The organism is Streptomyces sp. BK208, assembly GCF_004364245.1.
GTDB lineage: Bacteria > Actinomycetota > Actinomycetes > Streptomycetales > Streptomycetaceae > Streptomyces.
The window spans coordinates 701,066-723,097 of record NZ_SOAV01000002.1 but is presented as its reverse complement, the minus strand read 5'-3'; the positions used below and the strand labels follow the sequence as shown (position 1 = coordinate 723,097).

The following is a 22,032-nucleotide window of genomic DNA, read 5'->3' as shown; positions in this document are numbered from 1 at the left end:
ACATGAGCGAACTCTTCGGCACACTTTCCGACGGCACCCCGGTTCACCGCTGGACCCTGGAGCGGGCCGGCGTACGGGTACGGGTCCTGTCGTACGGCGGGATCGTGCAGTCGGCCGAGGTGCCGGACCGCGACGGCAACACCGCCGACGTGGTGCTGGGGTTCGCCGGCCTCGACGGCTACCTGACGCACCCGGAGCCCTATCTCGGCGCGCTGGTGGGGCGGTACGCCAACCGGATCGCGGGCGGGCGCTTCCCGCTGGACGGGCGGACGTACGCGCTGGCGCCCAACGAAGGGGCCAACTCGCTGCACGGCGGCGAGCGGGGCTTCGACAAGCACGTGTGGGACGTGAGCCCGGTCGGGGACGGCGGCCACGGCGTCCGGCTGAGCCGCGTCTCGCCGCACGGCGAGGAGGGCTTCCCGGGGCGCCTGAAGATGTCGGCGACGTACACGCTGGAGGAGTCGGGCGCGCTGCGGATCGCGTACGAGGCGGTCACGGACGCGCCGACGGTGCTGAACCCGACGAACCACAGCTACTTCAACCTGAGCGGTTCCGGGCACGCGGGCGGGCACGAACTGCGGCTGGCCGCCTCCCGGATCACGCCGGTCGACGCCGGTCTGATTCCGTCGGGCGACCCGCAGGACGTGGCGGACACGCGCTTCGACTTCCGGCGGGCGCGCAAGGTCGGTTCGGGCTACGACCACAACTTCGTCCTGGACAAGGGCGTGACCGACGCCGCCGAGGAGGTCGCCGAGCTGTACGACCCGGCGTCGGGGCGGGTGCTCACGGTGGCGACGACCGAGCCGGGCCTCCAGCTCTACACCGCCGACCACCTGGGCGAGCCCTTCGCGCCCGGTGACGGGATCGCGCTGGAGACCCAGCACTTTCCCGACTCGCCGAACCGGCCCGACTTCCCGAGCACGGTGCTGCGGCCGGGCGAGGTGTTCCGCTCGGAGACGGTGTACGCCTTCTCGGTGCGCCGGGAGGCGTAGGAACCGACGAGGGGGACTGAGCCCCGGCCCGGCCGTCAGGTTCCGGACCGGGGCTGTTCACGGGGGCGCGCACACGGCGGCGTCCCGGCTCCGACGTTAACCGCCGCGGTGTCCCGATGGTCCGCGATCACCCGCCCGATCAGAAGTTCGTACGAACCCTTCACAAACAGCCACGAGTCGGTCGCCATGCGCCATGGCGCGCTCCCCTCCCGTCAGGCGATACTGCCGCCGTCCCACAGCGCACCCCACGGCGACGGAAGGACCTGGACTCCCTTGACAGCCATACGTGTTCGGATCGGCGTACTCGGAATGGCCCTGGTGGCGGGACTCGCGGCCCCCGCCACGGCGACGGCGGCACCCCCGGCGGGCGGCGCCGCCCCCGCACCGACCGTGGAGGAGCGGCGGCTCGACGGGGACGTGCCCCGGGAGATCCTGCGGCGCTCCGGCTTCGCGGAGGTGGCGCCGGCCTTCACCCGGGAGCTCGGACGGGCGGACTCCTACCGCGAGGCCCGGCGCGTCGTCGCGCACGAGGGCGCGGCGCTGTGGCGCAGGGCCGTGGACCGGGTGCAGGGCCGCGGGCCGGCCCGCGGCGACCTCAGCCGCGACGACGACCGGCCGCTGTACTGGGCCCGGCTCGGGATGACGCGGGAACTGCGCACGTGGGAGCCCGCGTTCGGGTTGGGCGAGCGGCAGCGGACCGCGCTGCTGACGGAGCTGGAGCGCACCTCGCGGGGTCAGAGCGACCTGCGCCTGCCGGCCGACGCGGGCGGCGGGCGTGCCGGCCTCGGCAAGGGCGTGAAGCGGGTGCTGCTCACCGGTTTCGACCCGTTCACCCTGGACCGCGACATCCGGATCTCCAATCCGTCCGGCGCCGTCGCGCTCGCCCTGGACGGCGCGGTGATCGACACCCCGGACGGCCCCGCGCGGGTGGAGACGGCCGTGTTCCCGGTGCGCTGGGCGGACTTCGCCGAGGGGGCGGTGGAGCGGGCGCTGCGGCCGTACCTGCCGCGGGTGGACCTGTTCACCACGGTGAGCCAGGGCCGGGCGGGGCGGTTCGACGTGGAGCGGACCAACGGGGCCTGGCGGGGCGGCTTCCCGGACAACGACGGCGTCTCCCGCACGGAGCCCGTCCCGGTGACCGGCCCGGCCGCGCAGCCGCAGTGGACGACGACCACGCTGCCCTACGCGGCGATCACGGCCGCGGACACGGGACGCTTCCCGGCGTACGACCACACGAGCGTGACCGAGATCCCGTCGGGGGGCACCGAGCCCGTCGTGCGTCCGGACGGGCCCACGCCCGGTTCGACGGCCCGGGAGGGCGGCGGCGGCAACTACCTCTCCAACGAGATCGCCTACCGCGCGACGCTGCTGCGGGACCGGCTCGGGCTGCACGACTCGCTGCCGGGCGGGCACGTGCACACGCCGGTGCTGGAGTTCGGCCCCGGGAACACCGATCCGGCGGCGGGGGCGGTCACCGACCCGGAGTTCGTGCGCAACCGGCTGGACATCGTGGCGCAGACGCGGGCGATCGTGGCCGTGGCGGTCAGTGCCCCGGGGCCGGACCGGGGCTGACCGCCGGGTCCGCGGCGGCGTCCCCCGAGCGGTCGTCGGCGCCGTCGCGGGTCTCCTCGCCCAGCAGTTCGCGGGCGAGGAGGGTGGCGCCCGCGACCGCGCCCGGCATCAGGAACACCGCGACGAACGGCACCAGGAAGGACACGCCGAGCGGGGTGCCGAAGCCCCAGACCAGCATGCGGCGCGAGCGCAGCAGGGCGAGGCGCTCGCGCAGTTCGACCCCGCGGCGCTGGAGGGCGACGGCGGCGAGTTCCTCGGTGAGGAAGAAGCCGGTGACGAAGAAGCCGATCACCGGGACCACCGTCTGACCGACGACCGGGACGAAGCCGAGCGCGAAGAGCAGCACGCCCCAGACGGCGGCGCGCACGAGGATCCGCAGGCTGTCGCGGCCGGAGATCCACAGCTCGCGCCAGAGCGGCAGGCCGGACTCGGGAGCGGTGCCGTCCGGGGAGACGTCGCGGTCGACCCGCTCGGAGAGGGCCTCGTAGAAGGGCTGGCCGACCAGCAGGGTGACCGCGGTGAAGGTGAGGACGGCCAGGAGCAGCGCGAGGGCGAACAGCACTGCGGTGAGGAAACCGCGGAAGAGCCCGGGCCAGGGGCTGGACCAGTCGTCGGCGAAGGGGGTGGCCCAGCCGACGAAGTCCTCGCCCCACAGCGTGAGCGCGATCAGCACGCCCACGTACAGGACCAGGGTGATCAGGCCCGGAACGAGCCCGAAGCCGTAGCTCCTGCCGTGCCGGGCCACCCAGCGCTGGCCCTTCAGAAGGTGGCCGAACCCCGCCCCGAGATCACGCATGGGCGGCACTCTACCGGGCGCCGCGCCGGACCGTTCCCGCGCCCGCGCCCGGCCCCGCTCCCGGTCAGACCAGGGTCACGGTGATGTTGCCGCGGGTCGCCTTCGAGTACGGGCAGACCTGGTGGGCCTTCTCCACCAGCGACCGCGCGGTGGCGGCGTCGACCGACGGGATCTCGGCGGAGATCTCGACGATGATGCCGAAGCCGTCGTCGTTCTTGCCGATGCCGACCTTGGCGGTGACGGTGGAGCCGGTGATGTCGGCGCCCTCCTGGCGGGCCACTACGCCGAGCGCGCCCTGAAAGCAGGCGCTGTACCCGGCGGCGAACAGCTGCTCCGGGTTGGTGCCGGCGCCGTTGCCGCCCATCTCCTTGGGCGGGTTCACGACCACGTCGAGCTTGCCGTCGTCGGTGGCCACCCGGCCGTCGCGGCCGTTCTCGGCGGTGGCGACGGCGGTGTAGAGGACTTCGGACTGCTGGATGGGCATAAGGGTGTCTTCCTCCTCGGTCCGCCGGGACTCGCGCCCACGATCACGACGGATTTCGGAAAGACGCTACCGCATGCCGGAAAAACGGGGAAGCCCGCTCCCGGTCGACCGGCCACCCCGACGGGTGCCGGTCGCTCCGCCGAGCGGGCCTCCGGTGGGCGTCAGAGCTTGACGATCATCTTGCCGGTGTTGTCGCCGCGCAGGACGCCGAGGAACGCCTCCAGGTTGTTCTCGATGCCCTCGACGACCGTCTCGCGGTACTTCAGCTCGCCGGAGCGGACCCAGGGGCCGACCTCCTCGACGAACTGCGGCTGGAGGTCGTAGTGGTCGCCGACCAGGAAGCCCTCGATGCGGCCGCGGGTCTGGATGAGCCGGGCGAGGTTCTTCGGGCCGGGCGCCGGCTCGGTGTTGTTGTAGACGGAGATCGCGCCGCAGATGGCGATGCGGCCGTTCAGGTTGAGGGAGCCCACGGCGGCCTCCAGGTGGTCGCCGCCGACGTTGTCGAAGTAGACGTCGACGCCGTCCGGGGCGGCGGCCCGCAGCTGCTCGCTCACCGGTCCGTTCTTGTAGTTGAAGGCGGCGTCGAAGCCGTACTCGTCGAGGAGCAGCTTGACCTTCTCGTCGGAGCCGGCCGAGCCGATGACCCGCGAGGCGCCCTTGAGCTTGGCGATCTGCCCCACCTGGCTGCCGACGGCGCCCGCCGCGCCCGAGACGAAGACGGAGTCGCCCTCCTTGAAGGAGGCCGTGCGCAGCAGACCGGCGTAGGCGGTGAGCCCCGTCATGCCGAGCACGCCGAGGTACGTCGACAGCGGCGCCGCGTCCGGGTCCACCTTCACGGCGTGCTTCGCGTCCAGGGCGGCGTACTCGCGCCAGCCGAAGAAGTGCAGGACGTGGTCGCCGACGGCGATCCCCTCGGCGTTGGAGGCGACGACCTCGCCGACCGCGCCGCCCTGCATGACCTTGCCCAGCTCGTAGGGGGCGGCGTAGGACTTGGCGGCGCTCATGCGCCCGCGCATGTACGGGTCGACGGAGACGTACCGGTTGCGCACCAGCACCTGACCGTCGCCCGGGGTGGGGACCTCCGCCTCGACGAGCGCGAAGTCCTCCGGCTTCGGCCAGCCGACCGGGCGGGTGACCAGGTGCCATTCGCGGTTGACGGTGGGGAGGGCGGGGGAGTCGGTCATGGGGCACCTTCCTGGATGCGCGGGTGGGACCCGCGGTGTTTCATGTCCTGAAACAACCATGCGGCTGAACATTTCATGTTGTCAAACAACTGGGTACCCTGGTTTCCATGGCCACACCACGCGACACCACGCTCCGACCCGACGCTCTCACCCACGAGGTCGTCCAGCTGATCGCCGAGGTCGTCGCCCGCTACCACGCGGACTACGAGGAGGCGGCGGCGGAGCGCGCGCTCACCGGGGCGCAGGCGAAGCTGCTGAGCCTGCTGTCGCTGGAGCCGCTGCCGATGCGGAAGCTCGCCCACAAGCTGAAGTGCGAGCCGTCGAACGTCACGGGGATCGTGGACCGGCTGGAGGCGCGGGGGCTGGTCGAGCGGCGCCCGGATCCCGGCGACCGCAGGGTGAAGGTCGCCGCGGCGACGGAGGAGGGGCGCCGGGTGGCGCGGGGACTGCGGGAGTCGCTCCGGTTCGCCCGGGAGCCGCTGGCCGGACTGTCCGAGGCGGAGCGGGTCGCGCTGCGGGACGCGCTGCGCATGATGGTCGGGGAGGGCTCGCCCGAGGGCTGACCCTCACGGCATGTCGAACGCGTACTGCAACTCGTAGAGGTGCCCCGCCTTCACCATGACCGTCACCTCGACCGGGCCGTCTCCGTCACCGTGGACGACTCGGAGGGTCCGCAGGACGGGCGTGCTGCTGGTGAGGTGCAGTGCTTGATACTGCTCCTGCGTCGGAATCCGCGCGGAGACCCGGTCCACGCTACGGCGCGCGGGATGACCCAGTTCCGCCAGCAGCGCGGGCGCGCCGCCTTTGATCCGCCGCCGCTCCATGAGCGCCGTGCCCCGGGCAATGCTCAGCGGGTAGTAGCAGTCGACAAGTTCGGCGGGTTCGTCGTCGATCAGGAGAATCTGACCGCGCAGCAGTGCCGTGCTGCCGGCGGGGAGACCGAAGGCGGAACGGACGTCGGCGGGTGGGCGGACCTCCGCGACCTCACGGAGGACGCTGCGGGCGCGGGTGCCGTGCTTGGCTGCCTCCGTGAGCCAGTGGTCCGCTGTCGTGAGTGCGGCCGGCGAGACCGTACGCTGCCGGTGCTCGCGGACGGTCACGGAGGCTCCCGCCCGGCCCACCACGAGCCTTTCCTCCTTGAGAAGCTGCAACGCCTTCTGCACCGTGGCGTTCGATGCGTCGAACCGCTCCTTGAGCCGCGCCGTGGAGGGAAGGCTGGCGCCGGGCGCCAGTTCGCCACCCATGATGTCGTCGCGCAGGTCGGCAGCGATGCGCTCATGAAGAGAGCGCCGGTCGGCGCCGTCCGTTTCCGACTGGGACACAGTCATCCGATCTCGATCTCGTAGCGCAGCCTCTGCCGCAGGGCAGGCATCACCATACGATCCACCTGGATCGGGTGGTCCTCGCGGTCCAGCGTCACTCGGGTGAGCCGCAGGACCGGCTCATCTGGCGCGGTCTCCAGGGTCCGGCGCTCTTCCTCGTCCGGCATCGCGGCCGTCACGTCCTCGCGCACCAGGGCGCCGACGTGACCGAGTTCGGCGAGCAAGGTGACGGCACCACCGCGGATCTTGGCGGTGCGCGCCAGGGCGGTGCCTCGGGCGATGGCCAGTGGGTAGTACGTGTCGGTCAGCTCGTTCGGCAGCCCGTCGAGGAGGATCAGGCGCCGACGCACGACGACCGGTTCACCCTCGGCGATGCCGAACGGTTTCGCCACCTCGGCGGGCGCGGGCACCTCACCGGCATGGAGGATGCGCTGGGTCCCCCGGCGGCCCTGCGCTTCGGCCTCCGCGCCCCAGGCGTCGCCGTGCCCCTTCTCCTGCGGCGTCAGATACGGAAGAGACATGCTGACCCAACCGCTCGCACTCATGAGGCCCTCCTCGCGGCCGACGCTTACGCCCATCGGGGGCCAACGTTAGGCGACTTCGCCCGTGTGTTCCTCAGCATCCTGCCACCTAGCCACCTTTCACGAAAAGCGATAAGGTCGACACTTGTCGGACGGCCCAACTCTCTGAGGTGGCCCCTCGTGCCCTTGTCGCGACACCGCCGTTTCCCACGCTCGCGCGCCTCGGTGCGCGACGCCCGCACCTTCGTTCGTCAGGTCCTGACCGGCTGGGGTCACACCGATCGACTTGACGACATAACGCTCTGTGTCTCGGAGTTGGCCACCAACGCACTCCTCCACGGAGCGCCGCCCGGCAGGGAGTACTGCGTGAGTCTTTCTCTCGACGGCTCGGTGATCCGCCTCGCGGTCCGGGACAGCGGCGACCGACAGCTCGATACCGACGTCCCAGAGGCCGACCGGGAGGCGTGCTCCGGACGCGGTCTACGACTTGCCCGGGAGGTCGCCGACGACATGGGGGTCACCGAGGAAGTCGTCGGCAAGAGCGTCTGGGTGGCTTTCAAGAGCGTTTCGCCGAGCGAGGGGCCTGGGGAAGTCGCCTACTGACGCACGGACCGCCTCGCTCGTATTGGCGTAGTCATGGCGCCGTCGGCCGCAGGCGAGCCAATGCCTCGTCCAAAACGTCGGGACACACCGTCGCCAATTCCTCCAACGCCTCGTCGTGGGTGTTGAGGGACGGCGCCCGGCGTACCCGTGTTCTCGCCTCGGGGAAGGTGACCCAAGGAGGCCGCCAACTACAGCGCAGCATGAGCCAGCAACCCGGCTCGGGCGCCGGGTTCGGTGACGGACCCCACCGTGGCGACCGTGGTCCGGGCGAGACCGGCGGCCTCCTCCGTGCGGCTCGGAACGGTTACCGCTCCGGCACCTCCCGTGGCGTAAGACCGTAGCCGTCCAGGAGTACCGGCAACCACTCCAAGGGGGATACGGGCCGCGCGGCAAACGGGGAACGCGCAGTTCTCACGTGCACCACCAAAGGAAGCGGTCGCAGGTTTCCGTCGGGGTCGGGTCCGGGGACTCCGGCGGGGTGGGGGTCGTCGCCGGGGGTGGGTCGTCGCTGGACTCCGGGGGTGACGGGTGCGGGTCCGCGGGGCCGGTGGGGTCCAGGGACGGAGGGCGGGAGGCCGACGGGGAGTCGGACTCGGTCGCCGGCTGCGACTTCGTGATCTCCGGGGAGGAGGACGGGGAGCCGGACGCCGACGTCGACGCCGACGCGTCGGGGGAGGGTGTGCCCGAGGACGTGGTCCTGCCCGAGGTGTCGTCGACCGGGACCGCCGACGCCTCGCCCACCTCGCGGGTCGCCTCACCGTCCGTCGTCTCGCCGCCCGCCGCGGCCGGCTTCTGAGGGGAGTGCGGGGCGTCCATGCCGAGTTCGGCGAGGCTCAGTCCCCCGGCGGCCAGGACGAAACCCGCGGCGACGAGCAGGGTCCGGCGGCGGCGCCTGCGATGTGCGGCGGCCTTGCGGTCGCGGCGGCTGGAGCGGGCGCCGGGTGGGGTGGCGTCGTCGGCGTCCTCGTCGAGGGTCCCGTCCGGTGCGTCGTCGAGCTTCCGCCCCGGGGCTTGCCGGGGGGTGCCGTCAGCCGACGGCGGCTCGGTCCCGTATTGCGGACCGGCGCTCTCACTTGCCGTCAGAGCTTCGTCCGACGCGCGGAGTTCGTGGGCAGGCGTACCGCACCCCGGGCAGGCGAGGGCGCCGTTGAGGTGCCGTCGGCACGGGTGGCAGAAGTCCATGACGCGAGGAGGTTAAGTTCCGGGGCGGGCGGGTTCCTAGAGGCCACTGTGAAAGTTGTGTGGGGAAGCGAGCGAGGGCGCATCTCCCCCGCCGTCCAAACTGCCGAAACCGTTATGTGTCCGACCCATTGACACTCCGAGTGCCCCGTCCTTACTGTCACGCCAGCATTTCGAACGAGTGACGAAATATCGAACAAAGTGAAGGGCAGCCGCCGTGCGCATCACCGGAATCAGCACTCACGTGGTCGGGACGCCGTGGCGCAACCTGACCTACGTCCAGGTGCACACCGACGAGGGCATCACCGGAGTCGGCGAGACCCGGATGCTGGGCCACACCGACGCCCTGATCGGCTATCTGAAGGAGGCCGAGGCCAACCACATTCTCGGTTCCGACCCGTTCGCTGTCGAGGACCTGTTCCGCCGCATGAAGTACGGCGACTACGGCCGCGCCGGCGAGATCGTGATGTCCGGCATCGCCGTCGTCGAGATGGCCTGTTGGGACATCAAGGGCAAGGCGCTCGGCGTCCCGGTCTGGCAGCTGCTGGGCGGCAGGGTCACCGACAAGGTGAAGGCGTACGCCAACGGGTGGTACACGACCGAGCGGACGCCGGAGGCGTACCACAAGGCCGCGCAGGGGGTCATGGAGCGCGGGTACCGGGCGCTGAAGATCGACCCGTTCGGCACCGGGCACTTCGAGCTGGACCAGCAGCAGACGAACTACGCCGTGTCGCTGATCGAGGCCGTGCGGGACGCCATCGGGCCGGACGCCGAGCTGATGCTGGAGATGCACGGCCGGTTCTCGCCCTCCACCGCCGTCCGGCTCGCCCGCGAACTCGCCCCCTTCAAGCCGGCCTGGCTGGAGGAGCCGGTCCCGCCGGAGAACCTCAAGGCGCTGCGGAAGGTCGCCGAGAAGGTCGACATCCCGGTCGCCACCGGCGAGCGCATCCACGACCGGATCGAGTTCCGCGAGCTGTTCGAGGACCAGTCGGTGGACGTCGTCCAGCCCGACGTCGGTCACATCGGCGGCATCTGGGAGACCAGGAAGCTGGCCGCGACCGCCGAGACGCACTACACGCTGGTCGCCCCGCACAACGTCGGCGGCTCCGTGCTCACCGCGGCCTCCCTCCAGGTCGGGTTCACCTCCCCGAACTTCAAGATTCTGGAGCACTTCAACGACTTCGCGGACGCGGAGATCAAGAAGGTCGTGAAGGGCGCCCCGCAGGTGGACCCGGAGGACGGGTGCTTCCACCTCTCCGACGCGCCCGGTCTCGGTGTCGAGCTGGACACCGACGCGGCGGCCGAGTTCCCGCAGCAGCAGGCCCGTTTCGACCTGTGGGCCGAGGGCTGGGAGAAGCGCGCCCCCAAGGGGACCGGGGCATGAGCGGCGCGGTCGCCGTCGAGGCGCCGGGGGTGCACCGGCTCGTGCCGCACGAGCCGCGTGAGCCGGGGCCCGGCGAGGCGCTGGTGCGGGTGCACGCCGCCGGGATCTGCGGCAGCGACCGCGAGGTCTACCAGGGCAACCGGCCCGAGGGGTACGTGCGTTACCCGGTCACCCCGGGTCACGAGTGGTCCGGGACGGTGGAGCGGGTCGGCACCGGGGTGCCGGACTCGCTCGCGGGCCGGAAGGTCGTGGGCGAGGGCTTCCGCAACTGCCAGGTGTGCGACCGCTGCCACGCGGGCGAGACGACGCTGTGCACCGCCGGGTACGAGGAGACCGGGTTCACCCGGCCGGGCGCCATGGCCCCGACGCTGACCCTGCCCGCCCGGCTGCTGCACGTCCTGCCCGACGACGCCGACCTCACCGCCGCGGCCCTGCTGGAGCCCGCGGCCTGTATCGCCGCCGCCGCGCTGAAGGCGAACGCCCGGCCCGGCGAGCGGGTCGCCGTCGTCGGCACGGGCACGCTCGGCATGTTCGCCGTGCAGTTCCTGCGCGCCGCGTCCCCCGCCGAGTTGCTGGTCGTCGGTACGCGCGGGGACCGGGAGGCGCTGTCGCGGCGGTTCGGCGCGACCGGCTTCCGCACCAAGGACCGGCCGCTGCCGGACGACTTCGACGTCGTGATCGAGACCGCCGGGTCCGCGGACGCGGCGCGTACGGCCGCCGGGCTGCTGCGCCGGGGCGGACGGCTGGTGCTGACCGGCATCCCGGCCCCGGGCGCCGACGGGCTCGACCCCACCGACCTGGTCGTACGGCAGCTGGAGGTGCACACCGTCTTCGGGGCGCCGCCGGACGCCTGGGCGCACACGGTGCGGGTCTTCGCGGCCGGTCTGCTCGACCCGCGGCCGCTGGTGACGCACGAACTGCCGCTCGCGGGGTTCTCCGAGGCCATCGAGCTGGTGGGCTCCGGCGACCCGAAGGTCGGCAAGGTGCTGCTGCGCCCGGACGCCGGCCCCTGAGCCGTACGCCGGCGCGGGGGCGACCTGACGGCCCCCGCACCGGCGTACACCCACCGGACCGGACGCCCCGCCCGCGTCCCGCAGCCGCCCGCACCCACCGCCGCGAACTTCGTCCGACATATCGAACACTAAGGAACGCCCGTGACCGACCCTTCCGCCAAGGCCGCCGCACGCAGGCCCGGCGAGCAGGCCCTCACCGCCCTGGGCCTGGCCGCGCCCGAGCCCGATCCCGCCGACGCCTCGCCGCACTCCTTCCCGGGCGGTGGCCGCTGGCGCACCGAGATCCCTTCCTGCGAGGGGCCGGAGGCACTGGCGGTGGTGCTCAAGGAGGCCTCGCGGCTCGACGTGCCGATCCACCGGATCAGCCAGGGCAGCGGCGTGTGGATGCTGACCGACGCCGAGATCACCGAGATGGTCGAGGCCACCGCCGAACGGGACATCGAGCTCTGCCTGTTCACCGGTCCGCGCGGCACCTGGGACATCGGTGGCTCCACCCGGACCGACTCGGGCGGTGCCGGCCTGCGTGCGCGCGGCCACGCCGCGGTCGCCGGATGTGTCGAAGACGCCGTGCGGGCATGCGAGTTGGGCGTCAAGTGCCTGCTCGTCGCCGACGAGGGCGTGCTGTGGACGCTGCACCGGGCCCGTGCCCGCGGCCTCCTGCCCGCCGACACCACGCTGAAGCTCTCGGCGCTCGTCGGCCCGGTCAACCCGGCCTCGTACGCGGTCTACGAGCGGCTCGGCGCCGACTCCATCAACGTGCCCAGCGACCTGACCACGGATCACCTGACCGAGATCAGGCGCGTTTCGGCCGCTCCGATGGACATGTACATCGAGGCTCCCGACGACCTCGGCGGCTACGTGCGGATGTACGAGGTCGCCGAACTGATCCGGCGCGGTGCTCCGCTGTACCTGAAGTTCGGCCTCTCCAAGGCGCCCGGGATCTATCCGTACGGGCACCACCTGCGGGAACTGACGCTGGCCACCGCCAAGGAGCGGGTGCGCCGCGGCCGGCTCGCCCTCGACCTGCTCGCCCGGCACGGCGCGGACGGGGACATGGCGCCGCTCGGCACCCGACTGCCGGGGGCGCTCAACCGGTTCGAGATCTCGTCATAACGTTCCGGAAACTTGCTTCTCAAAAGACGACACGACCGCGCACAATCCCACACACCTGTCTCGCCGGCCCAGCCCTCACATCAAGGATGATGACCATGCGCAACCGCAGAGCCGCACTCGCCGCGATAGCCTCCGCAGCCTCGCTCGCCCTCACGCTGACCGCCTGCGGCCAGAACAGCGAGGGCGGCAGCGAGGAGGACAAGGGAGGCAGCGACGGCGCCACGGTCGGCATCGCGATGCCGACCAAGTCCTCCGAGCGCTGGATCACCGACGGCGCCAACGTCGAGAAGGAACTGAAGGCCAAGGGCTTCAAGACCAAGCTCGTCTTCGGCGAGGACGACCCGGACCAGCAGGTCTCGCAGATCGAGAACATGATCACGCAGGGTGTGGACGCGCTGATCGTGGCCGCGATCGACAACAAGTCCCTGGGCAACGTCCTCCAGCAGGCCAAGGACGCCGACATCCCGGTGATCTCCTACGACCGGCTGATCCTCGGCACGGAGAACGTCGACTACTACGCCTCGTTCGACAACGAGAAGGTCGGCGAGCTGCAGGGCGGCTACATCGCCGACAAGCTCGGCCTGAAGGCGGGCAAGAAGGGCCCCTTCAACATCGAGCTGTTCGCCGGCTCCAACGACGACAACAACACCCGGTACTTCTTCCAGGGCGCGATGAACGTCCTGAAGCCGTACATGGACAAGGGCCAGCTGGTCGTACGGTCCAAGCAGACCGCCCTCAACCAGGTCACCACCCTGCGCTGGGACGGCGGCACCGCGCAGAAGCGCATGGACGACCTGCTCACCTCCAGCTACCGCAGCGCCCGGGTCGACGCGGTGCTCTCGCCCTACGACGGCATCTCCATCGGCATCCTGTCCGCCCTGAAGTCGGACGGCTACGGCTCCGGCAGCAAGGCCATGCCCGTCGTCACCGGCCAGGACGCCGAGATCGCCTCGGTGAAGTCGATCAAGGCGGGCCAGCAGACCCAGACCGTCTTCAAGGACCTGCGCGAACTCGCCAAGGTCGCCGCGAACATGGTCGACGCGGTCCTGAACGACAAGAAGCCCGAGGTCAACGACACCAAGTCGTACGACAACGGTTCCAAGGTCGTCCCCGCCTACCTGCTGCAGCCGGTCAGCGTCGACAAGGCGAACTACGAGAAGGTCCTCGTCGGCGGCGGCTACTACACCGCCGGCCAGCTCAACTGACCGGGTCCCACCAAGGATTGGAAGGCACGACCATGGCGGGACCCGTCCTGGAAATGCGCTCGATCGTCAAAACCTTTCCCGGTGTCAAGGCGCTGTCGGACGTCACGCTCACCGTTCGCCAGGGCGAGGTCCACGCCATCTGCGGGGAGAACGGCGCCGGCAAGTCGACCCTGATGAAGGTGCTCTCCGGCGTCCATCCCCACGGAAGTTACGAGGGGGACGTCCTCTTCGAGGGCGAGACCTGCCGGTTCAAGGACATCCGGGCGAGCGAACAGCACGGCATCGTGATCATCCACCAGGAGCTGGCGCTGGTGCCGTACCTGTCCATCGCGGAGAACATCTTCCTCGGCAACGAGCACGCCAAGCACGGACTGATCAACTGGAACGACACGCTCAGGCACGCCGCCGAGCTGCTGCGCCGGGTCGGTCTCGACGAGCACCCGGAGACCCGGGTCGCCGACATCGGCGTGGGCAAGCAGCAGCTGGTGGAGATCGCCAAGGCGCTTTCCAAGAAGGTGAAGCTGCTCATCCTCGACGAGCCGACGGCGGCGCTGAACGACGAGGACAGCGGCAAACTCCTCGACCTGATCCTCCAGTTGAAGGAACAGGGCATCACCTCGATCATCATCTCGCACAAGCTGAACGAGATCCGCCGGGTCGCCGACTCGGTCACGATCATCCGCGACGGGCGCTCCATCGAGACGCTCGACGTGAAGGCGGCGGAGACGACCGAGGACCGGATCATCAGCGGGATGGTCGGCCGCGACCTGGAGAACCGCTTCCCGGACCGCACCCCGCACCAGCCCGAGCTGGGCGCGGCCCCGGCCCTGGAGATCCGCAACTGGACCGTGCACCACCCCATCGACCAGCAGCGCAAGGTCGTCGACGACGTCTCCATCGAGGTGCGGCGCGGCGAGATCGTCGGCATCGCCGGACTGATGGGCGCCGGACGCACCGAGCTGGCGATGAGCGTCTTCGGCCGCACCTACGGCCGGCACGCCGGCGGCACCGTCCTCAGGGACGGCAGGGAGATCCGCACCAAGACCGTCCCGGAGGCGGTCGGGCACGGCATCGCGTACGTCACCGAGGACCGCAAGCACTACGGCCTCAACCTCATCGACACCATCAACCGGAACATCTCGCTGACCGCGCTGGACAAGGTCTCCAAGCGGGGCGTGGTCGACGAGCACGGTGAGCGTCAGGTCGCCGAGGACTACCGCAGGTCCATGAACATCAAGGCGCCGACCGTCTTCGAGCCGGTCGGCAAGCTGTCCGGCGGCAACCAGCAGAAGGTCGTCCTCAGCAAGTGGATCTTCGCGGGTCCCGAGGTGCTGATCCTGGACGAGCCCACGCGCGGCATCGACGTGGGCGCCAAGTACGAGATCTACACGGTCATCGACCGCCTGGCGGCCGAGGGCAAGGCGGTCGTCTTCATCTCCTCCGAGCTTCCGGAACTGCTCGGCATGTGCGACCGCATCTACACGATGGCCGCGGGACGGCTGACGGGTGAGTTCTCGCGGGCCGATGCCTCGCAGGAAGCGCTGATGCGGCAGATGACGAAGGACAAGAAGGACAAAGAGGTAAGCCGATGAGCACGGACGTGACCGCCAAGACCCCGGCACCGGCGCCGCCCGGCGATGGGGGTTCGGCCTCCGGCGGCGGCCTGTTGCAGCTGATGCTCGACGGCATGCGCCGCAACATGCGCCAGTACGGCATGCTGATGGCCCTCGGCCTGATCGTGGTGCTGTTCGCGGTGTGGTCGGACGGCGACCTGCTGCTGCCGCGCAACGTCTCCAACCTGGTGCTGCAGAACAGCTACATCCTGATCCTCGCGATCGGCATGATGCTCGTCATCATCGCGGGTCACATCGACCTGTCGGTGGGCTCACTGACCGCGTTCGTCGGCGCGACGGCCGCCGTCCTGATGGTCAACCACGACCTGCCCTGGCCACTGGCGGTGGTCCTGTGCCTGGCCATCGGCGCCGCCGCCGGCGCGGTGCAGGGCTTCTTCATCGCCTATCTCGGCATACCGTCGTTCATCGTGACCCTCGCGGGCATGCTGCTCTTCCGCGGTCTGACGGAGATCTTCCTCAAGGGCCAGACCCTCGGCCCGTTCCCCAAGGATTTGCAGAAGATCGCCAACGGCTTCCTGCCCGAGGTCGGCCCGAACACCAACTACCACAACCTCACCCTGCTGCTGGGCTTCGCCCTGATCGCCTTCGTGGTGTACCAGGAGGTCCGCGACCGCAAGCGGCAGCTCGAGTTCTCCCTCGACGTGCCGCCGGTCAAGCTGTTCGTGCTCAAGCTGGTGGCGCTGGTCGCCGCGGTCCTCGTGGTCACGCTGCTGCTGGCCAGCTACAAGGGCGCCCCGATCGTGCTGCTCATCCTGGGCGTCCTGGTCGTCGGCTTCGGCTATCTGATGCGCAACGCGATCATCGGCCGTCACATCTACGCCATCGGCGGCAACCTGCCCGCGGCCAAGCTGTCGGGCGTGAAGGACAAGAAGGTCACCTTCCTGGTCTTCCTGAACATGGGCATGCTCGCGGCCCTGGCGGGTCTGGTCTTCGCCGCCCGCTTCAACGCGGCCTCGCCCAAGGCGGGTCTCAACTTCGAGCTGGAGGCTATCGCCGCCTCGTTCATCGGCGGCGCGTCGATGAGCGGCGGCGTCGGCACGGTCCTCGGCGCGATCATCGGTGGCCTGGTCCTGGGCGTGCTGAACAACGGCATGAACCTCGTGGGCATCGGCACCGACTGGCAGCAGGTCATCAAGGGCGCGGTGCTGCTGGCGGCGGTCGGGTTCGACGTGTGGAACAAGCGCAGGGTCGGTTCGTAACGGATCTCGGGCCCCGCCACTCACGGCGGGGCCCGCTTCTCTTCACGGAAGTACAGGAGCCGCACATGGAACTGAGCAGACGAACGGTCATCGCGTCGGCGGCCGCGGCCGGTGTGGCCGCCACCGCGATCGGTGGCACGGCGCACGCCTCGGGAGGCGGGAAACCGGTGAAGGAACTCTTCGGCAGACTGGCCGACGGGACGAAGGTGTACCGCTGGTCGCTGGAGAACGGCGGCACGCGGATGAAGGTGCTGTCCTACGGCGGCGTCGTGCAGTCCCTGGAGATCCCGGACCGCCGGGGACGCTACGCGAACGTCTCCCTGGGCTTCGACAACCTCGACGACTACGTGGCTCGCAGCCCGCACTTCGGCGCCCTGATCGGCCGGTACGGCAACCGCATCGCCAAGGGCCGCTTCACCCTGGACGGCAAGGACTACCAGCTCTCCGTCAACGACGGGGAGAACTCCCTGCACGGCGGCGCCCTCGGCTTCGACTACCGCGTGTGGGACGTCGAGCCCTTCACCCGGGGCTCGGACACCGGCCTGGTGCTGCACTACACCAGCGTCGACGGCGAGATGGGCTACCCGGGCACACTGCGGGCCAAGGTGACGTACACCCTGACCCGGCACGGCGACTGGCGCATCGACTACGAGGCCACCACCGACAAGGCCACCGTCGTCAACCTCACCAGCCACGTCTACTGGAACCTGGCCGGCGAGGGCAGCGGCTCGATCGAGGACCACGAACTGTCCATCGCCGCCTCCCGCTTCACGCCCACCGACGCGGGCCTGATCCCGACCGGCGAGCTGGCCCGGGTCTCCGGCACGCCCTTCGACTTCCGCCGGGCCAAGCCGATCGGCCGGGACATCCGCGACGCCCACCCGCAACTGGTCACCGCCAAGGGCTTCGACCACAACTGGGTCCTCGACAAGGGGATCACCGACCGCCCCGAGCACATCGCCACCCTGCGCGAGAACGGCTCGGGCCGCACCCTGCGCATCGCCACCGACCAGCCCGGACTGCAGTTCTACTCGGGCAACTTCCTCGACGGCACCCTGACCGGCACCGGGGGCTCCCTCTACCGGCAGGGCGACGCGCTGTGCCTGGAGACCCAGCACTTCCCGGACGCGCCGAACCACCCCTCGTTCCCGTCGACCGTGCTGCGGCCCGGCGAGACGTACCGGACCTCGACGGTGCACTCGTTCGGCGCGTGACCCGCGGCGACCCACGGGCACATTTTCTTCACATGCGTTGAACGGTGTCCCGTCCGCCTCCGTATGCATGGGCGGCCCGCGCTCCCGCGGGCCGCCCACCTACGGAGGTCCACGTGTCCGGCAACGTCACCTCGTTGTTCCGCAGCACCGCGGCGCACAGCCCCTCGATGGCGGCGCTGACGCGGGAGAGCGGCGAGGCGGGCGCGGGGCCGGTGGACTTCTGCATCCCCTGCAACCCGTACTTCCCCACCCCGGCGATGTTCGAGGAGATGGCCGGCCGGCTGCGCGACATCGTCACGTACTACCCGAGCAGCGCCGACACCATCACCGCCGAGCTGTGCAGTCTGCTCCAGCTTCCGCCGCAGTGCGTGGCGATGGGCAACGGCTCCACCGAGCTGATCACCTGGATCGACCATCTGCTGGTCCGGGAGTCCCTCGCCGTCCCCGTCCCCACCTTCGGCCGCTGGACCGACCAGCCCATGGAGACCGGCAAACGGGTCGACATGTTCCCGCTCCAGGAAGCGAGCGGTTTCGCCCTCGACCTGGCGCGCTACGCCGAGTTCGTCCGCGCCCGGGGCACCCGGGCCGTGGTGGTCTGCAACCCCAACAACCCCGACGGCGGCTACCTCCACAAGCAGGCGCTCGTGCAGTTCATGGACGCGATGGCCGACCGGGACCTGGTGGTGGTCGACGAGTCCTTCCTGGAGTTCGCCGACGCGGAGAGCCAACCCAGCGTGATCCAGGAGGCGATGCTGCGCCCCAACGTCGTCGTCCTGCGCAGCCTCGGCAAGAACTTCGGGCTGCACGGCATCCGCTTCGGCTACCTCGTCGCCAACCCGGCGCTCGCGGGCCGGGTGCGCTCCATGCTGCCCAAGTGGAATCTCAACTCCTTCGCGGAGCACGTGGTGTTCATGCTGCGCGACCACGGCCCCGAGTACGCGCGGAGCCTGCACCAGGTGCGGCGCGACCGTCTGGAGATGGCGGCCCGGCTGTCCGCGCTGCCGGGCCTGACCGTCTATCCCTCCCAGGGCAACTTCCTCTTCGTCCGCCTCCCCGTGGGCGCGGAGGGTACCGCCGTGCGGGACCGCATGCTCACCGAGCACCGGGTGCTGGTCCGCGAGTGCGGCAACAAGATCGGATCGTCCAGCCGCTTCCTGCGTCTCGTGGTGCGCCCCCAGGTCGACGTACGTCGCCTGGTGTCCGGCCTGGAACAGGTGCTCTACGGGGCCGGGAGGGGAGCCGCCGTGCCCGGGCCGGCCACAGGGACCGGCTACAGCTCGGGCACGGCGGCGGTGGACCGCCTGATGTACGAGACCAACGGTTCCGGCATGCGCGCGATCACCGCACAGACCGCCGGTACCGGCGCCCCGGGGATCGCCGCCGCTCCGGCCCCCGCCACGGGCACCGGTACCGGCATGCCGCTGCCCGCCGCGGTGCCCGTCGCTCCGGCGGCGGCCGCCGTGCCCGGGCCGGCGCCGGTCGCCCAGCCGGTGCCGTACCCCGGACCGGTGCCGGTCCCCCACCCGGCACCGGTCCCTCAGCAGCCCATGCCCGCACCGGCCCCGCAGCCCGTGCCCGCACCGGCCCCGCAACCTGTGCCCGCACCGATGCCGCAGCCCTTGCCCGCACCGATGCCGGCGCCCGCCGCGGCCGCTGCCTATCCGCCGCCCGTCGGACCGGCACCGCCCTTCGGGCCGACCCAGACCTTCGGGCCGACCCCGCCCGGCGTTCCGGCCCGCGGTGGTCTCACGGCCGCCCAGGTCAGGGGCACCAACGGGCTGGAGTCGGTCCCGGCGACGGGCTGGCCGAACGCGGCCGGGATGGGCCGGGCGGGCTGAACCCCGCCGGGCTCCCTACCCGGCCGGAGTGCCGGTGGCGGCCGACGTGTCCGAGGGGCTCGGGCAGGGGGTGCCCGTCGGGGAGGCCGTGGGGTCGGGGGACGGGGACGGCGATTCCGTGGCCGCGGAGCAGTCGTCCGTGGCGGTGGGCGAAGGGCTCGGCCCGGTCGGGTCCGGCGAGGGGTCCGGGGACTGCGTGGGCGGCCGGGTGGGCCCCGGGAGGGTCGGCGGCACCGACGGGGAGGTCGGGGCCGTGGACGGTACGGGACGGGACGGAGCGGGGGACGGCGACGGGGACGGCCCCGGGCCGCCCGGCGTGCCGCTCGGGTCCGGACCGATGACGATGCCGTCGTCCCGGCCTCCCCCTCCCCCTTGGCCCGCACCCCCACCGCTGCCGCCGCCCTCCCCGTCGACGGGCTTGCTCGCCTGGGTGTCGCCGCCCGCGCCGGGGCTCTTCGGGACGACGCCCTTGCCGTCGGGGACGGTGTGGACGCCGCGGCTGTAGAACTCCAGCCAGTACCGGACCGTTTCCAGGTAGGTGCGGGAGTTGTTGTAGCTGAGCACCGCCCGGTCCAGGTCGGCCGCCCGGCCCAGGTCCCGGTCGCCCGCGCACAGGTAGTGCCCGGCCGCGAGGGCCGCGTCGAAGACGTTGTTCGGGTCGGCCCGGCCGTCCCGGTTGCCGTCCGCGCCCCAGCGGGCCCAGGTGGACGGCAGGAACTGCATCGGCCCCACCGCCCGGTCGTAGACCGCGTCACCGTCGTGGGCGCCGCCGTCCGTGTCCCGGATCAGGGCGAAGCCCCGGCCGTTCAGGGGCGGTCCGGTGATCCGGCCCAGGGTGGTGCCGCTGCGGTCGACCGCGCCGCCGCGTGCCTGGCCGGACTCCACCTTGCCGATCGCCGCGAGCAGTTCCCAGGGCAGCCGGCAGCCGGGGTCAGTCCGGCCCACGGCCGTCTCGGCGGCGCGGTAGGCGCGCAGCACGGTGGCCGGGATGCCCGACTGGGCACGGATGTCGGCGGCCCGCCCCGGCGCGGGGGCCGCCGGTGAGCCGCCCCGCGTCACCAGGGGCGGGAGTTCGGTGTGGTACGAGCCGTCGCCCGGCGGGACGAGCCCGGCGGACGGGCCGTCCGGCGTCGGCAGGCCCAGGTCGTCGGCCGCCGGTTCGGCGCGGGTGTCCAGCGCGTCGCGGGCCAGGCCGGGGGCCTGGGAGGCGGTGAGGGCCGCCATGGCCGCCACCGCGAGAGCGGTCGTGCGCAGTCCCTTGCGGGTCCGCCCGGGGCACAGGCGTCGGGCACGGCGTACGGACATGGTCGTCACTCCTGTCGGATCCGTGGGGGGGGTGCGGGGCGGGCGCGGGTGCGGTCGGCGGACCGGTGCTCAGCGGCCGAAGGTGTCGAGGGCCGAGATCCGCCAGCGTCCGTCGCGGTGCACGACGTCGACGGCGAGCATGGCCGCCGCGTACACCCCGTCGTCCTGGGCGGCGTCCTTGTCCTTCGCGGCCGCCTTTCCGGCGGTGGCGACGCTGCTCTGGTCGGCGTAGACGAGGACGCGGGCCCGTTCGCCGTCGATCCGTTCGACCGCGCTCTCGGTGACCGTCGTGGTGATCACCGCCTTCTGCTCGTCGGCCCGCGCGCGGACGTCGGCGAGCAGTTCCCGGTGCTGGTCGACGGCCTTGCCGGTCAGCAGGCTCTTCGCCGCCGCGTCGAGGGCGCCGGGGTCGGCGTGGTCGTAGGAGAAGAGCCGGTCGACGGCCTTGGCCACCTGGCCCTTGATCTCGCTGGTGCGGGCGAGGTCGGTCAGCGCGGTGTTGCTCCGCGCGGGCTCGGACCTGAGCCCCTCGGCCTTCGCGTGGGCCCAGCCGGCGAAGCCGCCGAGGAGCACCGTCAGCACGCACAGCAGCGCGAGGGCCGGGGGCCGGCGGCGCGACCGGGCCCGGGGTTCCTCCGGTCCGTTCCCGGTGGTGGACGCGCCGTCGGTGGCGTCCTTCGCGGGTTCCAGTACGGCCGTGGCGCCGCGCGTGCCGGTCCGGGCGGGCTCGCGCTCGGTCGCCCGGGTGCGCTCCGGACGGCCGGCCGAGGCAGCGGGGGCGGCGGACGCGGCGGGCCGGGTCTCGCGGGCCTGGCGGCGTCGCTGCCGGTTGATGTGGTGACGGGTGGTCGACATGGTGCGTGTCCTCCTCGCTGCGGCCGGCTCGCTCGGTACGGGACCGGTCAGCCGGTCGATGTGCCGCCCACCGGGGCCTGGCCCAGGGCGCTCAGTTTCCAGCGGCCGTCGGTCCGGGTGAGTTCGCCGAGCATGCGGCTGTCCTTGTCGCTCCGGGCCCCGTCGGCCGCCTCGACGGTGACGCGCAGGGCGACCAGCACCCGGGCCCGGCCGGCGCGGTCGTCGAGTTCGGTGACGGCGCCCGACAGCACCCGGGCCGTGCTCACCGTCTTGGCCTCCTTCACCTGCGCGGTGAACGCCTCGCGGCCGGAGGCGAGTTGTTCGTGCAGCTCGCCGGTGGTCGAGGACTCCCACAGGTCGAGGCCCCGCTTCAGCTCGCGGTGGTCGAGCGTGTTCAGGTTCTGCACGGCCTGCTCCCCCGCGGAGAGGGCCGCGTCCCGCTGGGCGGCGTACGCGGCCCGGTCGTCGTGGGCCGCCCGGTACCAGTCCTGGCCCGACCACGCGGCGAAGCCGCCAGCGACGAGGGTGATCGCGAGGGCCAGGGCCGGGAGCGGCCGGAGGCGGCCTGCGCCGGGGAGGCGGACCGGGCGTCTCATGGGGTGCTCCCGTCTCCCGCGCA

General features: G+C 71.7%; 21 protein-coding genes. 12 read left to right on the top strand and 9 right to left on the bottom strand.

Annotated features, from left to right (window positions below; translation table 11 throughout):
* Positions 1–2: 2 nt before the first annotated feature.
* On the top strand, positions 3–992 hold the full coding sequence (locus EV562_RS07775; RefSeq protein ID WP_133885905.1) for an aldose epimerase family protein: 990 nt from the start codon (positions 3–5) through the stop codon (positions 990–992).
* Between the two features lie 273 nt (positions 993–1,265).
* Positions 1,266–2,564, top strand: coding sequence for a pyroglutamyl peptidase (locus EV562_RS07770; protein ID WP_208298308.1), 1,299 nt, complete (start codon positions 1,266–1,268; stop codon positions 2,562–2,564).
* On the opposite strand, the gene EV562_RS07765 is transcribed toward EV562_RS07770, so the two are convergent.
* The 3 genes from EV562_RS07765 to EV562_RS07755 form a co-directional block, all read right to left on the bottom strand.
* Positions 2,536–3,360, bottom strand: coding sequence for an EI24 domain-containing protein (locus EV562_RS07765; RefSeq protein WP_133885904.1), 825 nt, complete (start codon positions 3,358–3,360; stop codon positions 2,536–2,538). The genes EV562_RS07770 and EV562_RS07765 overlap by 29 nt on opposite strands.
* 64 nt (positions 3,361–3,424) lie before the next feature.
* Positions 3,425–3,844, bottom strand: a complete 420-nt coding sequence (locus EV562_RS07760) for an organic hydroperoxide resistance protein (protein WP_133885903.1) — start codon at positions 3,842–3,844, stop codon at positions 3,425–3,427.
* Positions 3,845–4,005: 161 nt separating this feature from the next.
* Complete coding sequence (locus EV562_RS07755) at positions 4,006–5,028, bottom strand: NADP-dependent oxidoreductase (RefSeq protein ID WP_133885902.1); 1,023 nt, start codon at positions 5,026–5,028, stop codon at positions 4,006–4,008.
* 107 nt (positions 5,029–5,135) lie between these two features.
* Here EV562_RS07755 and EV562_RS07750 point away from each other — a divergent pair, with 107 nt between their 5' ends.
* Positions 5,136–5,591, top strand: coding sequence for a MarR family transcriptional regulator (locus EV562_RS07750; RefSeq protein WP_133885901.1), 456 nt, complete (start codon positions 5,136–5,138; stop codon positions 5,589–5,591).
* A gap of 3 nt (positions 5,592–5,594) precedes the next feature.
* Here the strand turns inward: EV562_RS07750 and EV562_RS07745 are convergent, their stop codons facing one another.
* Entirely contained in the window at positions 5,595–6,356 is a 762-nt protein-coding gene (locus EV562_RS07745) for a GntR family transcriptional regulator (RefSeq protein ID WP_133885900.1), read from the bottom strand.
* The gene (locus tag EV562_RS07740; RefSeq protein WP_133885899.1) at positions 6,353–6,895 is read right to left on the bottom strand and encodes a UTRA domain-containing protein; all 543 of its coding nucleotides are present in this window, start codon (positions 6,893–6,895) and stop codon (positions 6,353–6,355) included. The genes EV562_RS07745 and EV562_RS07740 overlap by 4 nt, the downstream gene beginning before the upstream one ends.
* A 156-nt stretch (positions 6,896–7,051) precedes the next feature.
* Here EV562_RS07740 and EV562_RS07735 point away from each other — a divergent pair, with 156 nt between their 5' ends.
* A complete protein-coding gene (locus EV562_RS07735; protein WP_133885898.1) occupies positions 7,052–7,474 on the top strand; it encodes an ATP-binding protein in 423 nt (140 codons plus the stop codon).
* Positions 7,475–7,885: 411 nt separating this feature from the next.
* Here the strand turns inward: EV562_RS07735 and EV562_RS35025 are convergent, their stop codons facing one another.
* Entirely contained in the window at positions 7,886–8,656 is a 771-nt protein-coding gene (locus tag EV562_RS35025; RefSeq protein ID WP_166661585.1) for a hypothetical protein, read from the bottom strand.
* Between the two features lie 214 nt (positions 8,657–8,870).
* Between EV562_RS35025 and EV562_RS07720 the strand changes: the two genes are divergently transcribed.
* The 8 genes from EV562_RS07720 (at position 8,871) to EV562_RS07685 (ending at position 19,253) form a co-directional block, all read left to right on the top strand.
* Entirely contained in the window at positions 8,871–10,037 is a 1,167-nt protein-coding gene (locus EV562_RS07720) for a mandelate racemase/muconate lactonizing enzyme family protein (RefSeq protein ID WP_133885895.1), read from the top strand.
* Positions 10,034–11,050, top strand: a complete 1,017-nt coding sequence (locus tag EV562_RS07715; RefSeq protein ID WP_133885894.1) for an alcohol dehydrogenase catalytic domain-containing protein — start codon at positions 10,034–10,036, stop codon at positions 11,048–11,050. Before EV562_RS07720 ends, EV562_RS07715 begins: the two co-directional genes overlap by 4 nt.
* Before the next feature lie 141 nt (positions 11,051–11,191).
* Positions 11,192–12,163 carry a hypothetical protein gene (locus EV562_RS07710; protein WP_133885893.1) on the top strand — a complete coding sequence of 324 codons (972 nt, stop codon included), beginning with the start codon at positions 11,192–11,194 and terminating at the stop codon, positions 12,161–12,163.
* 95 nt (positions 12,164–12,258) lie between these two features.
* Positions 12,259–13,368: a multiple monosaccharide ABC transporter substrate-binding protein gene (gene chvE / locus EV562_RS07705; RefSeq protein ID WP_133885892.1), complete on the top strand. Its 1,110-nt coding sequence runs from the start codon at positions 12,259–12,261 to the stop codon at positions 13,366–13,368.
* Between the two features lie 32 nt (positions 13,369–13,400).
* Positions 13,401–14,960 (top strand): multiple monosaccharide ABC transporter ATP-binding protein, encoded by a 1,560-nt coding sequence (mmsA, locus tag EV562_RS07700; protein ID WP_133885891.1) that lies wholly within the window; start codon positions 13,401–13,403, stop codon positions 14,958–14,960.
* The gene (gene mmsB / locus EV562_RS07695; protein ID WP_133885890.1) at positions 14,957–16,201 is read left to right on the top strand and encodes a multiple monosaccharide ABC transporter permease; all 1,245 of its coding nucleotides are present in this window, start codon (positions 14,957–14,959) and stop codon (positions 16,199–16,201) included. The genes mmsA and mmsB overlap by 4 nt, the downstream gene beginning before the upstream one ends.
* A 65-nt stretch (positions 16,202–16,266) precedes the next feature.
* Positions 16,267–17,415 (top strand): aldose epimerase family protein, encoded by a 1,149-nt coding sequence (locus EV562_RS07690; protein WP_166661638.1) that lies wholly within the window; start codon positions 16,267–16,269, stop codon positions 17,413–17,415.
* Positions 17,416–17,528: 113 nt separating this feature from the next.
* Positions 17,529–19,253 carry a histidinol-phosphate transaminase gene (locus EV562_RS07685; RefSeq protein WP_133885889.1) on the top strand — a complete coding sequence of 575 codons (1,725 nt, stop codon included), beginning with the start codon at positions 17,529–17,531 and terminating at the stop codon, positions 19,251–19,253.
* Between the two features lie 15 nt (positions 19,254–19,268).
* On the opposite strand, the gene EV562_RS07680 is transcribed toward EV562_RS07685, so the two are convergent.
* The 3 genes from EV562_RS07680 to EV562_RS07670 form a co-directional block, all read right to left on the bottom strand.
* Positions 19,269–20,558, bottom strand: coding sequence for a lytic transglycosylase domain-containing protein (locus EV562_RS07680; RefSeq protein WP_133885888.1), 1,290 nt, complete (start codon positions 20,556–20,558; stop codon positions 19,269–19,271).
* Positions 20,559–20,627: 69 nt separating this feature from the next.
* On the bottom strand, positions 20,628–21,413 hold the full coding sequence (locus EV562_RS07675) for a hypothetical protein (RefSeq protein ID WP_133885887.1): 786 nt from the start codon (positions 21,411–21,413) through the stop codon (positions 20,628–20,630).
* A gap of 47 nt (positions 21,414–21,460) precedes the next feature.
* Positions 21,461–22,009 carry a nuclear transport factor 2 family protein gene (locus EV562_RS07670; RefSeq protein ID WP_133885886.1) on the bottom strand — a complete coding sequence of 183 codons (549 nt, stop codon included), beginning with the start codon at positions 22,007–22,009 and terminating at the stop codon, positions 21,461–21,463.
* Positions 22,010–22,032: the final 23 nt, after the last annotated feature.